Below are 20,598 nucleotides of genomic sequence, written 5' to 3'. Positions count from 1 at the left end.
GGGCGGGTCACCGCCCGCGGCGGCTCAGGCGGCGCAGCGGTCGCAGGTGCCGAAGATCTCCAGGGTGTGCCCGACGTCGGTGAAGCCGTGCTGCGCGGCCACCTGGTCGGCCCACCGCTCCACGGCCGGGCCGGCCACCTCCACGGCCCGGCCGCAGCGGCGGCAGACCAGGTGGTGGTGATGGCGGCTCTGGCTGCACCGCCGGTAGAGGTGCTCGCCGCCGGGCAGCCGGGCCGAGTCGATCTCGCCGTTGTCGACGAGCATCTGGAGCGTCCGGTACACCGTGGTGAGGCCGACCTTCGCCTGCCGCTGGACGAGCATCTGGTGCAGCTGCTGCGCGCTGTGGAAGCCGTCCAACTCCCGCAGCAGCGCCAGCACCTCGGCGCGCTGACGGGTGTTGCGGGTCGCCCCGGTCGTCGCCTGGGTCACCGTCGCCTCCCTCGTCCGGGCGCCCGCCCGGCACCCTCGTCCGGCCGCGGCCGCGCCCGGCGCGCCACGTGACACCCGGAACCATTATGCCTTCCGGGCGCACCGCCGATCCCGGGTCCGTGACGGCCCGCCGCCCGGGGTGTGACATGCCCGACCGCCCCGGCCGGAACTATCCGGCGTACCGCGCCGACAAACGGTACGAACACCGGATCTTCGAGGGGACGACGTCATGCCCAGCACCACCAGCCGCCGGTTCCTGCGCCCGGCGGCCCTGATCGGCGCCGCCGTGCTCGCCGCGTCGGTCACCGCCTGCGGATCCTCCGGCACGCCGTCCGCCGCCACGTCGGCGTCCGCCTCGGCGTCGGCGAGCGCGGCGGCGGGCGTGCTCACCGTCCGCGACCCGTGGGTGAAGGCCGCCGACAAGGGCATGACCGCCGCGTTCGCCACGCTCGCCAACGACGGTGACACCGACGTCACGATCACCGGCGTGACCACCGACGTGTCCCGGGCCGAGATCCACGAGATGGCCATGACCGACGGGAAGATGGCGATGCGGCAGAAGCAGGGCGGCGTCGTGGTCGCCGCCCGCTCCCAGGCCGCCCTGGAACCCGGCGGCGACCACCTGATGCTGATGGACCTGACCCGCCCGGTGCGCCCCGGCGACCAGCTCGACATCACGCTCACCTTCGCCGACGGCCGGACCCAGACGTTCACCGCCGTGGCGAAGCCGTTCACCGGCGCCCAGGAGAGCTACGCGCCCGGCCACGGCCCGAGCCCGGCGTCATGACCGGCAGGCGGGTGAGCCGGCGCGGCCTGCTCACCGGCGGCGCGATGGCCGCCGGGGGCGCGCTGGCCGGTGCCGGCGCCCTCACCGCCGTCCGTTCCGGCCCTCCCGGGGTACGCCCCGGCGACGCCGTCCCGGTGGCCCAGGTCGGCAGCGCGGTCGAGCCGTTCCACGGCGTCCGGCAGTCCGGGGTCACCACCGACCCGCAGGCGCACGCGGCGTTCGTCGCGTTCACGCTGCGTCCCGGCACCGACCGGGCGGCGCTCGGGCGGATGCTGCGGCTGCTCTCCGACGACGCGGCCCGGCTCACCCAGGGCCGCCCGGCGCTGGCCGACACCGAGCCGGAACTGAGCGTCCTGCCGGCCCGGCTGACCGTCACGTTCGGCTTCGGACCCGGGCTCTACGCCGCCGCAGGGCTCGACGACCGGCGGCCCGCCTCGGTGGCCGAGCTGCCGGCGTTCGGCATCGACCGGCTGCAACCCCGCTGGTCCGGCGGGGACGTGCTGCTCCAGATCTGCGCCGACGACCCGCTCACAGTCGCCCACGCCCAGCGGGTCCTGGTCAAGGACAGCCGTCCCTTCGCCGTCGTCCGCTGGGTGCAGCAGGGCTTCCGCCGGGCGGCCGGCGCCGAGCCGGGGCGTACCCAGCGCAACCTGTTCGGGCAGCTCGACGGCACCGCCAACCCGAAGCCCGGCACGCCCGCGGACACCGCGGTGTGGGTGACCGACGGACCGGACTGGTTGCGGGACTCGACCACGCTCGTGGTGCGGCGGATCAGCATGAACCTGGAGACCTGGGACCTGCTGGGCCGCGCCGACCGGGAACTCGCCGCGGGGCGGCGCATCGACACCGGCGCGCCGCTGACCGGCCGGGCCGAACACGACGAGCCGGACTTCGCCGCGCTCGGCCCGGACGGGCTCACCGTGATCCCCGACTTCTCGCACCTGACCCGCGCCCGCGTCACCGACGACCGGCAGAAGATCCTGCGCCGGCCGTACAACTACGACGGCGTGCCGACCCCGGAGGGGACCGCGGACAGCGGGCTCGTCTTCGCCTCGTACCAGGCCGACATCGCCCGGCAGTTCCTGCCCGTCCAGCGCCGGCTCGCCGAGCGCGACCTGCTCAACGAGTGGACCACCCCGATCGGCTCCGCCGTGTTCGCCGTACCGCCCGGCTGCCCCGAGGGCGGCTGGATCGGCTCGCAACTGCTCGGCTGACCACCACAGGAAGGCGCGTCATGCGTACCCGTTCCGTCACCGCGCTGCTCGCCGCGGCCCTCACCGCGCTGCTGCTGGTCCCGGCCACGCCCGCGGCGGCCCACAACTCGCTCCAGGAGGCCACCCCAGCGCGCGACGCCCGGCTCACCGCCGCGCCCACGCAGGTCACGCTGCGGTTCCTGCAGGGGCTGAACCCCTCCTTCACCACCATCACGGTCAGCGACGCGGCCCAGCGCACGGTGCCCACCTCCGCACCGGCGGTGGACGGCGCCACCGGCACGGTGACGATCGACGAGCCGCTGGGCAACGGCACCTACACCGTCGCGTACCGGGTGGTCTCCCGCGACGGCCACCCCGTCCAGGGTTCGTACCGCTTCACAATGGCCGACCCGGCGGCGCCCGCACCGTCGGCTCCCGCATCGGCGGCTCCCACGCCGACGGCGGTTGCCGCGTCGGCCGGCGTGGACGGCGCGGACGAGCCGGATGCCTCGGGCGCGCGGTCCGGCGACGACGGCCCGCCGGTCGCGCTGCTGGCGGGTGGGGCGGTCGCCGGTCTGCTCGTGATCACCGGAATCGTGCTGCTGGTCGCACGCCGGGCGCGCGCTCGCCGAACGGACCACTGACGACCGGACCTCGCACGGCGGGGGTCGGCCACGGGCAGGCGGGCCGCTACCGCCTCAGCGGGCGGGCGGCGGGCCGACGCTGCGGCGCGGCACCAGCGTCGGCGCGATCGTCTGCCGCAGCGGCCCGACGGTCTGCGACTCGATCTGGGCCAGGAGCAGGTCCAGACTCGCCGCGGCGACAGCGCCGAAGTCCGGCCGGACGGTGGTCAGCGGCGGGATGAAGTACGCCGCCTCGGGCACGTCGTCGAACCCGACCACGCTGATGTCGTCGGGAACCCGGCGGCCGTGCTCGTGCAGCGCCCGCAGCACGCCCAGCGCCAGGTGGTCGTTGGCGGTGAAGACGGCGGTGACCTCCGGCATCCGGGCCAGCATCTGCCCACACCGGTAGCCCGCCGCCGCCGACCAGTCGGCCGGGACCAGCGGCGGGATCTCGGCTCCCGCCTGCCGCAGCGCCTCGCGCCACCCCTCGATGCGGCCGGCGCTGTCGAACCAGTCCGACGGCCCGGACACGTGCCACACCGTGCGATGCCCGGCGGCGAGGAGGTGCTCGGTGGCGGCCCGGGCGCCGGCGACCTGGTCGACTGTGACCAGCGGGATCGGTCGCCGCGGGTCGCCGTCGACAGTCACCAGCGGTACGTCCTGGGGCAGCCGTTCCAGCGCCTCCCCGGCGGACTCGACCGGCGCGATCACCACGATGCCGGCGACCCGGTGTGCCAGGTGCCGTTCCACGGCGGCCGAGATGGAGCGGTGGTCGAGGTCGCGGACGCTGCCGACGCTCACCGCGAAGCCGGCCTCGGCGGCGGTCTGCTCCAGCGCCGCGAGCAGCGACGCCGGGCCGTAGAGCGTGGTGTTCTGCGCGACCACGCCGATCACCTGGGACCGGCCGGTCACCAGCGCGCGGGCCGCGCGGTTGGGCCGGTAGCCGAGTTCGGTGATGGCGGCCTGCACCCGTAACCGGGTCTGCTCACGCACGTTGGGATGCCCGTTGAGAACCCGGGAGACCGTCTGGTGCGACACCCCGGCGAGGCGGGCCACGTCCGTCATCGCAGGACCGCGCACGGCCACCTCACTTTCGCCACTGCCCGCGGCCACACCCGGTCGATCTCGACCGGACCGTCCCGGGTGGCGACAGTCTACGCCAGCGGTCCCATCGGTATCGGCACCGTTGATCGCCCGTTCCCGCCGTGGCGCGGCGATATCGGGGAATCGACAGGCGGCTCATTCCCTTCCGTTACGCAGTGGCACGAACAGGCAGCTCGGAGCGGGTGGAATTGCGCCCGGGGTGCGGCATTTCCGGCGATTGCCGGAGCCGCACCCCGGGTTGTCGAAGATGTGTCAACGGCCGCGAATGGTGACCGTTGTCACGGTGTCGTCAGGGAGAACTGCCGCACCGTCACCGCGCCGCCGAGGGATTGGGTGGCGTAGTTGAAGAAGCCGAACCGGTAGCCCATGAAGAACTGCCACGCGTTGTTGAGCGTCAGCGCGTTACCGAGCGACACGAAGTTCACCCCGTCGGTGCTGTAGGAGAACCGCGCCTGCCGGCCCGAGCCGGGCCGGATGTCGGCGTTCGCCCGCAGCCAGATCCGCCCGCCGGACACCGCCGCACTGGCGATCTCCGTCCCGGTGCTCGTGGTGTTCCAGTTCGAGCCCATGGTCAGGCCGTTCGTCATCACCACGCGGGTGGCGCCGTTGTCCCGCCGTACGCCGATCCAGGCCGAGCTGTCCCGCAGCATCGCCAGGCCGGCCCGGTCACCGTCGCGCATGGTCGAGTAGTCCAGCTCGATCGTGCCGGTCGAGGTCGGACCCTGGATGCGGTGGGTGAGCGTGTTGCGGGCCCGGTACAGGTCGTTCGTGACGGTGGCGGTCTGCAACCGCAGGCCGTTGTTCACCGACCATCTGCTGTTGTCCGGGTTGTGGTTCCACTCGTACTGCACGCCGAGCGTGGTGCCGGAGAACGTGTCGGTGCCGGTGAGCGGCTTGACCGGGCGGGTCGGCAGCGGGTTGGGGTAGCTCGCGCCCCAGGCGCCGTTGACGGTCTGCACCTGCGGCCAGCCGTCGGAGGTCCAGGTGATCGGCGCCAGCGTCGGCATCCGGCCGCCCGGATAGGCGTCGGTGAACGCCATGTAGTACCAGGCGCCCGTCTGCGTCTGCACCAGCCCGCCCTGGTGCGGCACGCCGCCACCGGAGATCGGGCCGGGCAGGTTGAGCAGCACCTGCCGCTGCTCGTACGGGCCGAACGGGCCGTTCGTGGACTTCAGCACGTACTGGCCGTTGGCCGGCCGGGTCAGCCAGATGTAGTACGCGCCGTTGCGCTTGTAGAAGCGCGCGCCCTCCAGCGTGCCGATGCTCGACGGCGTCTGGTAGACCTGCTGGGCCCGGACCTGGCTGCGCCCGTCGGCGGAGAGCTGGGCCACGCTGATCGTGCCGTTGCCGTACGCGACGTACATGGTGTCGTTGTCGTCGATCAGCATGCCGGCGTCGTAGTAGCAGTTGGGGATGGTGGTCAGGCGGTTCCACGCGCCGTCCACGGCGGTGGCGGTGTAGATGTGGGTCTGCGCGAAGTCGATGCACCCGGCCCAGTAGAACGTGCGGTTGCTCGGCCGGTAGTTCAGCGTCGACGCCCAGATGCCGTCCACGTACGCCTGCTCGCTGGCGCTCAGGTCGTACTTGGTGCCGAACTCCAGCCGTGGCACCGAGTGCCCGGCGAACTCCCAGTTCACCAGGTCCCAGGAACGCAGCACCGGCGCGCCGGGCGAGTAGTGCATGGTGGAGGCGGACATGTAGTAGACGTCGCCCACCCGGATGATGTCGACGTCGGCGAAGTCCTGCCAGACGGCCGGGTTGGTGAAGCTGCCGCCCGGGTTGCCCGGGTTGCCGGGGTTGTCGCCGACGCGGACGAGCTGCCACTGCTGGTTCGCGCCGTTCCAGTCGTCGTACTGGACGATGTTGCCGCCGTCGGCGGTGGAGGCGTTCTGCACCTCCATCACCTTGTTCGAGTTCCGGTTGATCAGCCGGACGTACCCGCTGTCGGAGTCGGCCAGCCGGAACTGCTGGTTGGTGCCGCCGTGGTCCGTCCACTGCACCACCGCCGCGCCGTTGGCTGTGGACGCGCCGGTCACGTCCAGCACCTTGCCGGAGTGCCGGGACCGCAGCCGGTAGTAGCCACCGCCGGAGTCCACGAACTGCCACTGCTGCCAGGCGCCGTCGTTGCGCGTCCACTGGGTGATCCGCGCCCCGTCGTTCGTCGCCTGGTTGTACAGGTCCAGCGCCTTGCCGCTGTTGCGGTTCACCAGCACGTAGTAGGCGCTGGTGTCCACTGTGGCAGCCGATACCGGCGCGGGCACGGCGCCCACCACCACGCCGCCGACAAGCAGTGCCACCACCCCGGCCAGCAACCGGGACAGGCGTCCACGTCCACGGGACAGTCGAGCCGTCACCACGATCCTCCTTCGTCGACCGGAGCCCGGGCACGGCAGTACGCGCCGACGACGGCAGCGTTATCGCTAACAGCGATGCCCACCCAGGCGGGAGTCGGATCCCTGGCAACTGCGGCGCAGATCGCGCCCGGAACGGCCCGCGAGCGGTGCCGGTGACCCTATCCATCGACTGTGAGCGATAACATGCCGTTCGTCAAGGCGTAACACGGACCCCGCCGCACGGGCGGCCCGAGGCGGCCCGAGGCGGCTCAGAAACCCCGGGCGAGCCGGTAGTACGCCTGGTTCCAGCGCAGCTCGTCCGCGAAGCGGTGGGGGCGCGTCTCGGCGTCGATGACCACCAGCTCGGTCCGGGCCATCGCGGCCAGGTCGCGCAGCTCCTCCATGCCGACGGCCTGGGAGAGGACGGTGTGGTGCGGCCCGCCCGCGGTGATCCATGCCTCCGCCGAGCCGGCCAGGTCGGGCTGCGGACGCCACACCGCGCGCGCCACCGGCAGCCGGCGCAGCGGGTGCGGCGGCGGCACCACGTCCACCGCGTTGGCGACCAGCCGGAACCGCTCCCCCATGTCCACCATGCCCAGCACGACCGCCGGGCCGGGCGCGGCGTCGAAGACCAGGCGTACCGGGTCCTCCCGCCCGCCGATGCTCAGCGGGTGCACCTCCGCGCTCGGCACGTCGGCGGCGATGCTCGGGCACACCTCCAGCATGTGCGCGCCCAGGATCAGCTCCTGACCGAACGTCAGGTCGTAGGTGTAGTCCTCCATGAACGAGGTGCCGCCCGGCACGCCGACGGCCATCGCCTTGAGCGTGTGCACCAGCACCGAGGTCTTCCAGTCCCCCTCGCCGCCGAAGCCGTAGCCGTCGGCCATCAGGCGCTGCACCGCGATCCCGGGGAGCTGGCGCAGTCCGCCGAGGTCCTCGAAGTTCGTGGTGAACGCCCGGAAACCGCCGGCGTCGAGGAAAGCACGCAGGCCCAGCTCCTGGCGCGCCGCGTACCGCAGCGAGTCGTGCCGGTCCCCGCCGGGCCGCAGCTCGGACGCGACGCGGAAGGTGTCGTCGTACTCCTTGACCAGGTCGTCGACCTGCGCGTCGGGCACCTGGTCGACGGCGGCGACCAGGTCGTTGACGCCGTAGGTGTTGACCGAGACGCCGAAGCGCAGCTCCGCCTCGACCTTGTCCCCCTCGGTGACCGCGACGTCGCGCATGTTGTCGCCGAAGCGGGCCAGCCGCAGCGTCCGCACCGCCGACCAGCCGATCGCGGCGCGGGCCCAGGCCGCGACCCGCCCGACGACCCGGGGGTCGGTGACGTGCCCGGCGACGGTCTTGCGCGCCACCCCGAGCCGGGTCTGGATGAACCCGAACTCCCGGTCGCCGTGCGCGGCCTGGTTGAGGTTCATGAAGTCCATGTCGATGTCGTCCCACGGCAGCGCCACGTTGGCCTGCGTGTGCAGGTGCAGCAGCGGCGTGCGCAGCGCGTCCAGCCCGGAGATCCACATCTTGGCCGGGGAGAACGTGTGCATCCAGGCGATCACCCCGACCGCGCCCTGCGCGGCCGCGTCCCGGCAGGCGGCGAGGATGTCCGCACTGGAGGTGAGGACCGGCTTCCAGACCACGCGTACGGGGATGTCCGGCGACTCGTCCAGGCGCGCGGCGATCTGCCGGGACTGCTCGGCGACCTGCCGCAGGGTGTCCTCGCCGTAGAGGCCCTGGCTGCCGGTGAGGAACCAGACCTCGGGCTGGGGGTGAGTTGCCATGTTGTTGCCTTCCGCGCTAGGAACCGTCACTTGAACCGGATGCCGATGAGGCGCTGGAGGAGGATGAACGCGAACAGCAGGCCACCGATCACGATCTTGGTCCACCAGGAGTTGAGGCTGCCGTCGAACGTGATCAGCGTCTGGATCACGCCCAGCACCAGCACGCCGAGCACGGTGCCGAAGACGTACCCGGAACCGCCGGTGAGCACGGTGCCGCCGATCACCACGGCGGCGATCACGTCCAGCTCCATCCCGACGGCGATCAGCGGCGCGCCGGACAGCGTGTAGAACGACAGCAGGATGCCGCCGATCGCCGAGCAGAGCCCGCTGATCGTGTAGACGGCGATCCGGGTCCGCGCCACCGGCAGGCCCATCAGCAGCGCCGACTGCGCGTTGCCGCCGACCGCGTACACGTTGCGGCCGAACCGGGTGTACGCCAGCACGTACGCCGCGATCAGCACCACCGCGAACGCGATCAGCACGCTGATCGACACGAAGTTTCCGGCCGGGTCGCCGATGCGCTGCTGCGACATCGAGGTCCAGAAACCGTCGGTGATGGAGATGGAGGCGTCGCTGATGAACGTGCACATGCCCCGGGCGAAGAACATCCCGGCGAGTGTCACGATGAACGGCTGGATCTCGAAGAAGTGGATCGCGCAGCCCATCAGGAAACCGAGCGTCGGGCCGATCAGCAGCGCGATCACCAGCACCAGGGCCGCGGGCAGGCCGTCGCGCAGCAGCGCGGCCGACACCATCGCGGTCATCGCCACCACCGAGCCGACGGACAGGTCGATGCCGCCGGTGAGGATCACGAACGTCATGCCGACCGCGACGACGAGCAGGAAGCCGTTGTCGATGAAGACGTTGAAGACGACCTGGACGTTGGAGAAGGCGCGGTACTGGGACACGCCGATGCCGTACATGACCAGCAGCAGGGCGAGCGTGGCCAGCACCGGGACGTGCCGGCGGGGCAGGCTGGGCCGCCAGGACCGGCCGGTGGTCAACGACGTGCTGCTCATGCCGGCACCTGCTCCTTCTCCCGCTGCGGTGCCGCCGGGCCGGGTTCGGTCCCGCGCCGTCGCCGGCGCAGCCGGGCCCGGAACGCCGGGGCCTGGACGAGGCAGACGGCGATGACGACGACCGCCTTGAACAGCAGCGACGTCTGCGGCGAGATGTTCATGGCGTACACGGTGGTGGTCAGGGTCTGGATGATCAGCGCGCCGAGGACGGTGCCGCCGAGGGAGAACCGGCCGCCGGCCAGTGAGGTGCCGCCGATGACGACCGCCAGGATCGCGTCGAGTTCGATCCACAGGCCGGCGGCGTTGCCGTCGGCGCTGGAGACGTTCGCGGTGACCATGAAACCGGCGAGCGCGGCGCAGACGGCGCTGATCACGTAGACGAGGAAGACGATGCGCCGCGACCGGATGCCGGCGAGCCGGCTGGCCTCGGCGTTGCCGCCGACCGACTCGACGATCAGCCCGAGCGCCGTGCGGCGGGTGAACGCGGCCACGAGCAGCGCGGCGGCGAGCGCGATCAGGATGGCCAGCGGCAGCGTCAGGAAGTGCCCGAGCCCGATCGCCCGGTACGGACCGGAGTTGATCGTGATGATCTGGCCCTCGGTGACCAGCTGGGCGATGCCCCGCCCGGCCACCATGAGGATCAGCGTGGCGATGATCGGCTGGATGCCGATGACCGCCACGAGTATCCCGTTCCAGGCGCCGAGCACGAGCGCGGCGCCGAAGGCCAGGGCCAGCGCGGTGGCCACCGTGGCCGGGCTGTTCTGGTCGGCCGCCCCGCTGATGTGCAGGCAGGCGATCGCGCCGCTGATCGCGCAGAGCGAACCGACCGACAGGTCGATGCCGCCGGTGGCGATGACGAGCGTCATCCCGAGCGCGACCAGGATCAGCGGCGCGCTCAGCCGGAGGATGTCGATCGGCGTGCCGTACAGGTGGCCGTTCTTGACCTCGACGGCGAGGAAGCCGGGACGGTAGACGGTGTTCGCGGCGATCATGACCACGAGCACGAGCGCCGGCCAGAACAGGCGGTGGCCGGTCAGCGGGCGGAGGCGGTCGGCGACGGCGGTCATGGGGTCACCTCCTCCCGGGGCGTTCCACTGGCGATGGTGCGCATGACGCGGTCGGCGTCGAGCGTGTCGTCGTTGTCGAGCTGGGCGACCATCTCCCGGTCGCGCATGACCGCGACCCGGTGGCTCAGGCGCAGCACCTCCTCCAGCTCGGCGGAGATGAACAGCACCGCCATGCCGCCGTCGGAGAGCTGCACCACCAGCTTCTGGATCTCGGCCTTGGCACCGACGTCGATGCCGCGGGTCGGCTCGTCCAGGATCAGCAGGCGCGGCTCGGTGATCAGCCAGCGGGCCAGCAGCACCTTCTGCTGGTTGCCGCCGGACAGGTTGCGAACCGGCAGTTCCGGGTTGGCCGGGCGGATGCTCAGCGCCTCCACGTACCTGCGGACCAGTTCGTCCTGACGGCGGCGCGGGATCGGACGCAGCCAGCCGCGCGCGGCCTGCATCGCCAGGATCATGTTCTCCCGTACCGTCAGCTCCGGGACGATGCCCTCGGCCCGGCGGTTCTCCGAGCAGAACCCGACGCCTTGGCCGATGGCCTGCATCGGGTTGCGCACGGGCGCCCGGCCGCCGTCGAGCCGTACCTGGCCGTGGTCGGCCCGGTCGGCGCCGAAGATCAGCCGCGCCACCTCGGTCCGGCCGGAGCCGAGCAGGCCGGCCAGGCCGACCACCTCACCGGCGTGGATGCGGAGGCTGAACGGGGCGACAGCGCCACGCCGGCCCAGTTCGGCGGCGTCCACGAGCGGGGCCTCGCCACCGGCGTCGACTGTGGCGCGCTTCTGCTGCTCGTCGAGCCGCTCCAGCACGTCCAGCTCCTGGCCGATCATCTTCTCGACCAGGCTGAACTGCGGCAGCTCCTCGGTGCGGTACTCCCCCACGAGCGTGCCGTTGCGCAGCACCGTGATCCGGTCGGCGATGCCGTAGACCTGGTCGAGGAAGTGGGTGACGAACAGGATCGCGATCCCCTCGTCACGCAGCTGCCGCATGATCCGGAACAGCTGCGCCACCTCGCCGGCGTCCAGACTGGAGGTCGGCTCGTCCAGGATCAGCACCCGGGCCTGCACGTCGATCGCGCGGGCGATGGCGACCATCTGCTGCACCGCGAGCGAGTACGAGCCGAGCGGCGCGGAGACGTCGAGGTCGAGATCGAGCCGGGCCAGCAGGTCGCGGGCCCGGCGGCGCATCTCGCCCCAGCGCACCGCGCCGAGCCGGCGGGGCTCCCGGCCGATGAAGACGTTCTCCGCCACCGACAGGTTGGTGCAGAGGTTGACCTCCTGGTAGACGGTGCTGACACCGGCCGCTGCGGCCTGCATCGGACCGGTGAACGAGACCTGCTCGCCGTCGAGCGTGACGACGCCCGCGTCGGTCCCGTAGACGCCGGTCAACACCTTGATCAGGGTGGACTTGCCGGCGCCGTTCTCGCCCATCAGGGCGTGGACCTCGCCCGGGAACAGCCGGAAGTCGACGTCGTGCAGCGCGCGGACCCCGGGGAAGGTCTTGCTGATGCCGGTCATGGTCAGGACCGGACGGTTACCCGTCATCCCATCGGACCTCTTCTTCGACGGTGGTGGTACGGGGGCCGCCGTCGGTTGCGACGGCGACCCCCGGGTGACTCAGTACTTGCGGTTGGGCAGTGCCTCCTTGGCCTGCTCCTGGGTGAACGTGGTCTCCTCGGTCTCGATCCGGGCGGGCACCTCCTCGCCGGCCTTGACCTTCTTGACCAGGTCCATCAGCTGCGGGCCGAGCAGCGGGCTGCACTCGGCGATGAAGTTGAACTTGCCGTCCGCGAGGGCCTGCATGCCGTCCTTCACCGCGTCGACGGTGATGATGGTGATGTCCTTGCCGGGCTCCTTGCCCGCCGCGGTGATCGCCTCGAGCGCGCCCAGGCCCATGTCGTCGTTGTGCGCGAAGAGCACGTCGATCTTCGGGTTGGCCTTGAGGAACTGCTCCATCACCTGCTTGCCGCCGGCGCGGGTGAAGTCACCGGTCTGCGAGGCGACGATCTTCAGGTTCGGGTTGGCGGCGATCGCCTCGGCGAAGCCCTTCTTCCGGTCGTTGGCCGGCGCCGAGCCGGTCGTGCCCTGCAGCTCGACGATGTTGACCGGGCCGGACGCCGCCTTCTTCTGCTCCACCAGCCACTCGCCCGCGAGGCGGCCCTCCTTGACGAAGTCCGAGCCGAGGAACGTCTTGTAGAGCGACTTGTCGGCCGAGTCGACGGCGCGGTCGGTCAGGATCACCGGGATCTTGGCGTCCTTGGCCTCCTTGAGCACGGTGTCCCAGCCGGACTCCACCACCGGCGAGAAGGCGATCACGTCGACCTTCTGCTGGATGAAGTTGCGGATCGCCTTGATCTGGTTCTCCTGCTTCTGCTGGGCGTCGTCGAACTTCAGCTCGATGCCCGCCTCGGCCGCCGCCTCCTTGATCGAGGTGGTGTTGGCGGTGCGCCAGCCACTCTCGGCGCCCACCTGGGAGAAGCCCAGGACGATCTTGTCGTTGCCGTCGCCGGAACCGCCGCCGGTGTCGCTGTTGCCGCACGCGGCCATGCTGGCGGCGAGCAGCACGCCGGCGAACGCCGCGATGACAGTGCGTGCCGTGCTCCTGCTTCTCATCGATTCTCCTCCGGGGGTTGGATGTTCCGGGCGCGCGACCGGCGGAAACCGGAGCGGCCCGGATGTGGTGGTGGGGGGTGCGCGGCGCGGTCCGGGGTCAGTGCGCCGACGGGCGTTGGCCGTACACGTTCTGGTAGCGGTCGTAGAGCGAGTCGATGTCGGCCGGCGCGATCGGCACCGGCCGGCCGAGCGCGCGGGCCAGGTGTGCGGTGCGGGCCACGTCCTCGCACATCACCGCGGCCTTGACCGCCGCCCGGGCGTCGCGGCCGATGGTGAAGACGCCGTGGTTGCGCATGAGCACCGCGGGTGAGCGGTGCCCGGACAGCGTGCTGACGATGCCCTTGCCGATGTCGTCGCCGCCGATCAGCGCGAACGGCCCGATCGGGATCTCCCCGCCGAACTCGTCGGCCTGCGCGGTCAGCCAGCACGGGATCGCCTCGCCGCGGGCCGCCCAGGCGGTGGCGTACCCGCTGTGCGTGTGCACGACGCCGCCGACCTCGGGCATCGCGCGGTAGACGTAGGCGTGCGCGGCGGTGTCGCTGGACGGGGCGCCGTCGCCGTCGACCACGGCGCCGTTGAGGTCGCAGACCACCATGGCCGCCGCGGTCAGGTCGTCGTAGTCGACGCCGCTGGGCTTGATGACCATCAGGTCCTGACCGGGTACGCGGGCCGACACGTTCCCGGCGGTCCAGGCCACCAGGTCGTAGCGGGTCAGTTCGCGGTGCAGGCGCGCCACCGTCTCGCGTAGCGCGTCGACCTGGCTGTTCATCCGACCACCTCCAGGGTCGCGGCGGCGCGGTCCGCGGCGGCGTCGACCGCCGCGTTGCGGATCGCCCGCAGGCGGAGCATGACGTCGTTCGCGCCGCGGCCGAAGTGGTCGTGCAACGCGCGGTACTCGGCGTAGAGGGCGTCGTAGGCCCGCACGTTCTCCGGTACGGGCCGGTAGACGGCCTCGTCGATGCGCCCCATCGCGGCGGACGCCTCGTGGATCGTCGGGTACGCCCCGGCGGCGACAGCCGCGTGGATGGCCGAGCCGAGCGCCGGGCCCTGGGCGGAGCCGATGATGCTCAGTGGCCGGTTCGTGACGTCGGCGTAGATCTGCATGAGCAGCCGGTTGGAGGTGAGACCACCGGCCACCACCAGGTCGTCGACCGGCACCCCGGCCTGCCCGAACGCCTCGACGATCATCCGGGTGCCGTACGCGGTCGCCTCCAGCAGCGCCCGGTAGACGTCCGGCGGCCGGGTGGCCAGCGTCAGCCCGATGATCATCCCGCTGAGGTCGTGGTTGACCAGCAGGGACCGGTTGCCGTTCCACCAGTCCAGCGCCACCAGCCCGTGCGCGCCGACCGGCTGGGCGGCGGCGGCCTCGGTGAGCCGCTCGTGCGAGTCGAACCCCGCCGGGGCGGCGTGGCGGACGAACCAGCCGAAGATGTCCCCCACCCCGCTCTGCCCGGCCTCGAAACCCCAGGCGCCGGGGCTGATCCCGCCGTCGACCACGCCGCACATGCCCGGCACCTCGGCCGGGTGGGTGCCGTTGAGGACGTGGCAGGTGGAGGTGCCCATGATGGCGACCAGCCGGCCGGGCCGCAGCGCCTGGGCCGACGCGGCGGTGACGTGGGCGTCGACGTTGCCCGCCGCGACCGCGATGCCCTCGGGCAGTCCGGTCCAGGCCGCGGCGCGGGCGCTGAGCGTGCCGGCCCGCGCGCCCAGCGGCAGCAGCGGACCGTCCAGCTTGGTCACGAAGTCGGCGAATCCGGGGTCGAGCGCGGCCAGGTAGTCCGGCGACGGGTAGCGGCCGTCCTGCCGGATGCCCTTGTAGCCGGCCGTGCAGACGTTGCGGGTCTCGGCGCCGCACAGCTGCCAGACGATCCAGTCGGCGGCCTCGACGAAGCGCTCGGCGCGCCGGTAGACCTCCGGGTCCTCCTCCAGGATCTGCAGGCCCTTGGCGAACTGCCACTCCGCGGAGATCTTGCCGCCGTAGCGGCCGAGCCACGGTTCGCCGCGTTCTTCCGCCAGCGCGTTGATCCGGTCGGCGTGCGGCTGCGCGGCGTGGTGCTTCCAGAGCTTCACCCAGGCGTGCGGGCGGTCGCGCAGTTGCGGGATCTCGCACAGCGGTGTGCCGTCGGCGAGCGTCGGGAGCACGGTGCAGGCGGTGAAGTCGGTGCCGATGCCCACCACCCGGGACGGGTCCACGCCGGCTTCGGCGAGCGCGGCCGGCACCGCGTGGCGCAGCACGTCGCGGTAGTCGTCCGGATCCTGGAGGGCCCAGTCCGGGGGCAGCGCCGGGCCGCCGTCGGGAAGCGCGGTCTCGATGACCCCGCGCCGGTACTCGTGCACCGCCGTACCGAGTTCGGCGCCGTCCCGGACGCGGACCACGAGCGCCCGCCCGGACAGCGTGCCGAAGTCGACACCGATCACGTACCGGTCGGACGCGTCCACTTCGCTCATTTGCACCTCCGCCGTGTCACGGAGTTAGTGTTAGCGCTCACATATACATCCGTCAAGACACCTCCGGGCAACAGCTACGTAACGAGGAACCGCCCTCGCCGGACCACCGCGGCCGGGCGGCACGGACCGGCGGGGCCGCACCCGGAGGAGATCCACACGGACGCGCTTCCGGTCCGGCCGCCGAGTCCCGGCGAGCGCCTTGTTAGCGACAACAATCAATGCCTTCGTGGATCGTCGAACCGCCGCGATCGGCGCTGCGGGCTCCGGCCCGCGGAGAGGGCCTCTCGAGGTCACAGAGCGCCCCTCAGCGGCACTTTTCCCGGCCCCGACACCCGCGCGAACGGTCGCCGACGTGGGCCGGGCGGACCGTCTCGCTATTTACAGGGTTTGATGTCAGCGATAACATTCTCGCCATCCCTGCTTCGTGGCGCCGCCGTCCGGGAAACCCCGGCGCCGCAGCCGGGCGGCGACGCGGACGGCGACCCCGTCGACCGCCGGACCCACCACCCACGAGCGCCCGCCGGTGACCGGCCGGCCCCTCTCCACTGCCGTGCCGCGTACGTCCCCGCGCACCCCGGGCGACGCCGCGCGATCGGCGGGCCGCTCCCAACCGGACGCCGGCACGGCCGGCGCCCGGCGACCGAGGAGGATCAGTGCGCAGATGGACCCGACGGACGCTCGCCGTCCTGGGCGTCGCGGCGGTGGCGCTCGCCGCGACAGTCACCGACCAGGCCGTGGCCCCGCGTCCCGCCCGGGCGCTGGACAACGGCGTCGCCCGCACCCCGCCGATGGGGTGGAACACCTGGAACACCTTCGGCTGCAACATCAACGAGACCCTCATCCGCCAGACCGCCGACGCGATCGTCAGCAACGGCCTGCGCGACCTCGGGTACAAGTACGTCGTCGTGGACGACTGCTGGTTCGACCCGAACCGGGACTCGCAGGGCAACCTCCAGGCCCACCCGCAGCGGTTCCCCAGCGGGATGAAGTCGCTCGGTGACTACCTGCACGCCCGGGGCCTGCTGTTCGGCATCTACCAGGTGCCGCTGGACAAGACCTGCGCCCAGGTCGGCGGCGCGTTCCCCGGCGCCACCGGCAGCCTCAACCACGAGTACCAGGACGCGCGGCAGTTCGCCGCCTGGGGCGTGGACTACCTGAAGTACGACTGGTGCTCGTCCACCGGCACCATCAACGACCAGGTGGCGCGGTTCGGCATCATGCGCGACGCGCTGGCCTCCACCGGCCGGCCGATCGTCTACAGCATCAACCCCAACAGCTACCACGCCAAGACCGGGCCGCAGCGCAACTGGAGCGACGTGGCGAACCTCTGGCGGACCACCGAGGACATCACCAACGCGTGGAACACCGGCCAGACCAACGGCTACCCGATGGGCATCCAGAACATCGTCGACGTCACGGTGCCCCTGGCCGGGTACGCCGCGCCCGGCGGGTTCAACGACCCGGACATGCTCGAGGTCGGCCGAGGGGGCATGAACGACACCGAGATGCGCAGCCACTTCGCGCTCTGGGCGGTCCTCGCCGCGCCGCTGATGATGGGCAACGACGTACGGTCGGCGAACGCGGCCACGCTGGCGATCCTGCGCAACGCGAACCTGGTCGCGATCAACCAGGACACGCTCGGCCGTCAGGCGGCCCAGGTCTCCTTCGACGGCACCCGGCGGGTGCTGGCCAAGCCGCTGGCCAACGGCGACGTGGCGGTCGCCCTGTTCAACCAGGGCGGCTCGACCACCACCGTCTCCACCACCGCGGCGGCGGTGGGCAAGAGCGGCAACTCCTTCACGCTGCGCGACGCATGGACCGACGCCACCTCCACCAGCACCGGCACGATCTCCGCCAGCGTGCCCGCGCACGGCACCGTCGTCTACCGGGTCAGCGGAGGCGGCACCACCACGCCGCCGCCGGTCCCGACCACGTTCCGGCTGCGCAGCGAGTCGTCCGGCCGGTGCCTCGACGTGGACAACGCCGGCACCGCGAACGGCACCGGGACGCTGATCTGGGACTGCCACAACAACGCCAACCAGCAGTTCACCGCCAACGGCCAGGCGTTGCAGGTGCTCGGCAAGTGCCTGGACGTGCCGACGAACGCGACGGCCGGCACCCGGGTGCAGATCTGGGACTGCAACGGCGGCACCAACCAGCAGTGGACCATCAACGGCAACGGCACGGTGAGCAACGGGCGCTTCCCGTCGCTGTGCCTGGACGTCGACAACGCGGGCACCGCCAACGGCACCCGGGTGATCGTCTGGACCTGCCACGGCAACGCCAACCAACGGTGGAGCCGGGCGTGAGCGGCTACGGCCGGTGAACGGCGGTCGGCCGGACGAAGGGGCGAGCGTCCGGCCGGCCGTCACCGGGCGCCGGCGGCCCGGCGCTTGTTCCAGATGTCGAACGCCACCGCGACGAGCAGCACCAGGCCCTTGACCACCGACTGGACGGACTGGTCGACGCCCATGAGCTGCATCCCGTTGCTCATCACCGCCATGATCAGGCCACCCACCATGGCGCCGACCACCGTGCCGACGCCGCCGGTGACGGCCGCGCCGCCGATGAACGCCGCCGCGATCGCGTCCAGCTCGAACATGTTGCCCGCCGCCGGCTGGGCCCCGTTGGACCGGGACGAGTAGATCACGCCCGCCACGGCGGACAGGAAGCCCATGTTGACGAAGATCCAGAAGTTGACCCGCTTCACCCGTACGCCGGACAGCATCGCCGCGGGCAGGTTGCCGCCGATGGCGTACACCTGGCGGCCGAACACCGTACGGCGGGTGAGCAGGCCGTAGACGAGCACGAGCACGGCGAGCACGATCAGCACGATCGGCAGGCCCCGGGCGTGGGCGAGCTGCCAGGCGAACCACATGACCACGGCGCCGACCACCACGATCCGCAGCACGAACAGCGGGAACGACTCCACCGGCTGCTCGTGGCGCACCCGGGCGACCCGGGTCCGGAACACGCTCACCGCATACCCGACCACGGCGAAGGCGCCGATGAACAGCGTGAAGGCGTCGTAGCCCTGGCCGCCCAGCAGACCGTTGAGGAACCCGGCGGCGACCCGCTGGTACTCCTCCGGGAACGGCGACAGCGAGATGTTGTCCAGCACGCGCAGCGTCAGACCCCGGAACAACAGCATGCCGGCCAGGGTGACGATGAACGCCGGGATGCCGGCGTACGCGACCCAGAGCCCGTGCCACGCACCGACCGCGACGCCCACCGCGAGCGCGGCCAGGACGCCGGCCCACCAGGGCATGCCCTCGCGGATGACGAGCACCGCAGAGACCGCTCCGGTGAGCGCCACCACCGATCCCACGGACAGGTCGATGTGGCCGCCGATGATCACGATGACCATGCCGATCGCGAGCACCAGGATGTAGGAGTACTGGAGGACGATGTTCGTCAGGTTGCCGGGGCTCAGCGAGACGCCGTCGGTGAGGACCGCGAACAGCGCCACGATCACCACCAGGGCGATGTAGATGCCGCTCTGCCGCAGGTTGCCCAGGATCAGCGCGCGCGGATCGCTGGTGCCGGTGTGCAGGGTCGCCGCCGCGCCGGTGTCCGGCGCGGCGATCTTCGTGGCGGGGGGAGGCTTCGTGCTGGTCATCGGACGAGATCCCTGTCCTTGGTCATGAGTTCCATCAGGTTCTCCTGGGTGGCCTCGGCCACCGGCATCTCCCCGGTGATGCGGCCGGCCGCCAGGGTGTAGATGCGGTCGCACATGCCGAGCAGCTCGGGCAGTTCGGAGGAGATGAGCACGACGGCCTTGCCGTCGGCCACCAGCCGGTTGACGATCGTGTAGATCTCGAACTTCGCGCCGACGTCGATGCCCCGGGTCGGTTCGTCGAGGATCAGCACGTCCGGGTCGGTGAACAGCCACTTCGCCAGCACGACCTTCTGCTGGTTGCCGCCGGAGAGCTTGCCCACCACCGACATCACGGTCGGCGCCTTGATGTTCATGTCGCGCCGGCCCCGCTCGGCGACCTGGATCTCGCGGTTGCCGTCGATCCAGCCGTGCCGGGCCAGCTTGTCGAGCGCGGCGGCCGAGACGTTGCCCCGCACGTCGTCGATCAGGTTGAGGCCGTAGTGCTTGCGGTCCTCGGTGGCGTAAGCGATGCCGTTGGCGATGGCCTCGGCGACAGTGCGCGCCCGTACCTCGCGGTCCTTGACGAACAGCCGGCCCCTGATGTCCCGGCCGTACGCCCGGCCGAACACGCTCATCGCCAGCTCGGTGCGCCCGGCGCCCATCAGGCCGGCGATGCCGACGACCTCCCCGGCCCGCACGTGCAGCGAGGCCCGGTCGACGACCAGGCGGTCCTGCGTCGGGTGGCGCACCGACCAGTCCTCGATGCGCAGCACCTCGTCGCCGGGGGTCACGCTGCGGGTCGGGTAGAAGGCGGCCAGGTCGCGGCCGACCATGCCGCGGATGATCCGGTCCTGGGTGATGGCGCCGTCGGACATGTCCAGCGTCTCGACGGTACGGCCGTCGCGGATGACTGTGGTCGAGTCGGCGACGGCGGTGATCTCGCCGAGCTTGTGCGAGATCATGATGCAGGTGATGCCCTGGTCGCGCAGCCGGCGCATCAGGTCCAGCAGGTGCGCGGAGTCGACGTCGTTGAGTGCCGCTGTGGGCTCGTCGAGGATCAGCAGCCGTACCTTCTTGGACAGCGCCTTGGCGATCTCCACGAGCTGCTGCTTGCCGACACCGAGCTGGATGACCGGGGTGACCGGGTGCTCGTGCAGCCCGACCGACCGCAGCAGCGCCGCGGCCTCCGCGTTGGTCCGGTGCCAGTCGATGAGCCCGCCGCGGCCGCGGCGCTCGTTGCCGAGGAAGATGTTCTCGGCGATCGACAGGTAGGGCACCAGCGCGAGTTCCTGGTGGATGATGACGATGCCGCGGGCCTCGCTGTCCTGGATCCCCCGGAACCCGACCGGCTCGCCGTCGAAGACGATCTGGCCGTCGTAGCTGCCCGCCGGGTAGACGCCGGACAGCACCTTCATCAGGGTCGACTTCCCGGCGCCGTTCTCACCGCAGATCGCGTGGATCTCGCCACGCCGTACGGCGAGCGAGACGTCCTGGAGCGCGGTCACGCCCGGGAAGGTCTTCGTGATGCCACGCATCTCGAGGATGTGATCGCTCATGGATATCCGTCCTGCTCGTGGTCGTGGTGTCCGGAGCGGACGGGCCCGGTGGCGCGGGCGGCC

Annotated in this window: 16 protein-coding genes; 4 read left to right on the top strand and 12 right to left on the bottom strand. The window is 71.6% G+C overall.

The genetic code is table 11. From position 1 onward, the window contains the following. Positions 1-24 precede the first annotated feature (24 nt). The gene (locus tag IF06_RS0101720; protein ID WP_013286817.1) at positions 25-429 is read right to left on the bottom strand and encodes a Fur family transcriptional regulator; all 405 of its coding nucleotides are present in this window, start codon (positions 427-429) and stop codon (positions 25-27) included. A 229-nt stretch (positions 430-658) separates the two neighbouring features. On the opposite strand from IF06_RS0101720, the gene IF06_RS0101715 reads away from it, so the two are divergent. The 3 genes from IF06_RS0101715 to IF06_RS0101705 are packed head-to-tail and all read left to right on the top strand — an operon-like array spanning position 659 to position 3,053. Next, complete coding sequence (locus IF06_RS0101715) at positions 659-1,216, top strand: copper chaperone PCu(A)C (protein ID WP_030268483.1); 558 nt, start codon at positions 659-661, stop codon at positions 1,214-1,216. Beyond that, positions 1,213-2,430 carry a Dyp-type peroxidase gene (locus IF06_RS0101710; RefSeq protein WP_030268482.1) on the top strand — a complete coding sequence of 406 codons (1,218 nt, stop codon included), beginning with the start codon at positions 1,213-1,215 and terminating at the stop codon, positions 2,428-2,430. The genes IF06_RS0101715 and IF06_RS0101710 overlap by 4 nt, the downstream gene beginning before the upstream one ends. A gap of 20 nt (positions 2,431-2,450) precedes the next feature. Further along, a complete protein-coding gene (locus IF06_RS0101705) occupies positions 2,451-3,053 on the top strand; it encodes a copper resistance CopC family protein (protein ID WP_030268481.1) in 603 nt (200 codons plus the stop codon). A gap of 54 nt (positions 3,054-3,107) precedes the next feature. On the opposite strand, the gene IF06_RS0101700 is transcribed toward IF06_RS0101705, so the two are convergent. The 9 genes from IF06_RS0101700 to araB form a co-directional block, all read right to left on the bottom strand. After that, positions 3,108-4,097, bottom strand: a complete 990-nt coding sequence (locus IF06_RS0101700) for a LacI family DNA-binding transcriptional regulator (protein ID WP_030268480.1) — start codon at positions 4,095-4,097, stop codon at positions 3,108-3,110. Between the two features lie 317 nt (positions 4,098-4,414). Further along, positions 4,415-6,490 (bottom strand): RICIN domain-containing protein, encoded by a 2,076-nt coding sequence (locus IF06_RS0101695; protein ID WP_013476442.1) that lies wholly within the window; start codon positions 6,488-6,490, stop codon positions 4,415-4,417. 248 nt (positions 6,491-6,738) lie between these two features. After that, complete coding sequence (gene araA / locus IF06_RS0101690) at positions 6,739-8,241, bottom strand: L-arabinose isomerase (protein WP_013286823.1); 1,503 nt, start codon at positions 8,239-8,241, stop codon at positions 6,739-6,741. Between the two features lie 26 nt (positions 8,242-8,267). Beyond that, positions 8,268-9,260: a galactofuranose ABC transporter, permease protein YjfF gene (yjfF, locus tag IF06_RS0101685; protein WP_013286824.1), complete on the bottom strand. Its 993-nt coding sequence runs from the start codon at positions 9,258-9,260 to the stop codon at positions 8,268-8,270. Then, the gene (locus tag IF06_RS0101680; RefSeq protein WP_013286825.1) at positions 9,257-10,327 is read right to left on the bottom strand and encodes an ABC transporter permease; all 1,071 of its coding nucleotides are present in this window, start codon (positions 10,325-10,327) and stop codon (positions 9,257-9,259) included. Before IF06_RS0101680 ends, yjfF begins: the two co-directional genes overlap by 4 nt. Continuing rightward, a complete protein-coding gene (locus IF06_RS0101675) occupies positions 10,324-11,865 on the bottom strand; it encodes a sugar ABC transporter ATP-binding protein (protein WP_013286826.1) in 1,542 nt (513 codons plus the stop codon). Before IF06_RS0101675 ends, IF06_RS0101680 begins: the two co-directional genes overlap by 4 nt. A gap of 72 nt (positions 11,866-11,937) precedes the next feature. Continuing rightward, on the bottom strand, positions 11,938-12,933 hold the full coding sequence (locus IF06_RS0101670) for an ABC transporter substrate-binding protein (RefSeq protein ID WP_013286827.1): 996 nt from the start codon (positions 12,931-12,933) through the stop codon (positions 11,938-11,940). A gap of 97 nt (positions 12,934-13,030) precedes the next feature. After that, positions 13,031-13,702 (bottom strand): L-ribulose-5-phosphate 4-epimerase, encoded by a 672-nt coding sequence (locus IF06_RS0101665; RefSeq protein WP_013286828.1) that lies wholly within the window; start codon positions 13,700-13,702, stop codon positions 13,031-13,033. Next, positions 13,699-15,381 carry a ribulokinase gene (gene araB / locus IF06_RS0101660; protein WP_030268479.1) on the bottom strand — a complete coding sequence of 561 codons (1,683 nt, stop codon included), beginning with the start codon at positions 15,379-15,381 and terminating at the stop codon, positions 13,699-13,701. The genes IF06_RS0101665 and araB overlap by 4 nt, the downstream gene beginning before the upstream one ends. 653 nt (positions 15,382-16,034) lie before the next feature. Here araB and IF06_RS0101655 point away from each other — a divergent pair. After that, the gene (locus IF06_RS0101655) at positions 16,035-17,690 is read left to right on the top strand and encodes a glycoside hydrolase family 27 protein (protein ID WP_013286830.1); all 1,656 of its coding nucleotides are present in this window, start codon (positions 16,035-16,037) and stop codon (positions 17,688-17,690) included. Positions 17,691-17,749: 59 nt separating this feature from the next. On the opposite strand, the gene mmsB is transcribed toward IF06_RS0101655, so the two are convergent. Together mmsB and mmsA are read right to left on the bottom strand one after the other, a co-directional pair. Further along, positions 17,750-19,000 (bottom strand): multiple monosaccharide ABC transporter permease, encoded by a 1,251-nt coding sequence (gene mmsB / locus IF06_RS0101650; protein WP_013286831.1) that lies wholly within the window; start codon positions 18,998-19,000, stop codon positions 17,750-17,752. Beyond that, complete coding sequence (gene mmsA, locus IF06_RS0101645) at positions 18,997-20,535, bottom strand: multiple monosaccharide ABC transporter ATP-binding protein (RefSeq protein WP_030268477.1); 1,539 nt, start codon at positions 20,533-20,535, stop codon at positions 18,997-18,999. The genes mmsB and mmsA overlap by 4 nt, the downstream gene beginning before the upstream one ends. Positions 20,536-20,598 lie beyond the last annotated feature (63 nt).

Source organism: Micromonospora globosa (assembly GCF_000717585.1).
Lineage (GTDB): Bacteria > Actinomycetota > Actinomycetes > Mycobacteriales > Micromonosporaceae > Micromonospora > Micromonospora aurantiaca.
The sequence above is the reverse complement of the archived record's forward strand: the minus strand, read 5'-3'. Positions and strand labels throughout refer to the sequence as shown.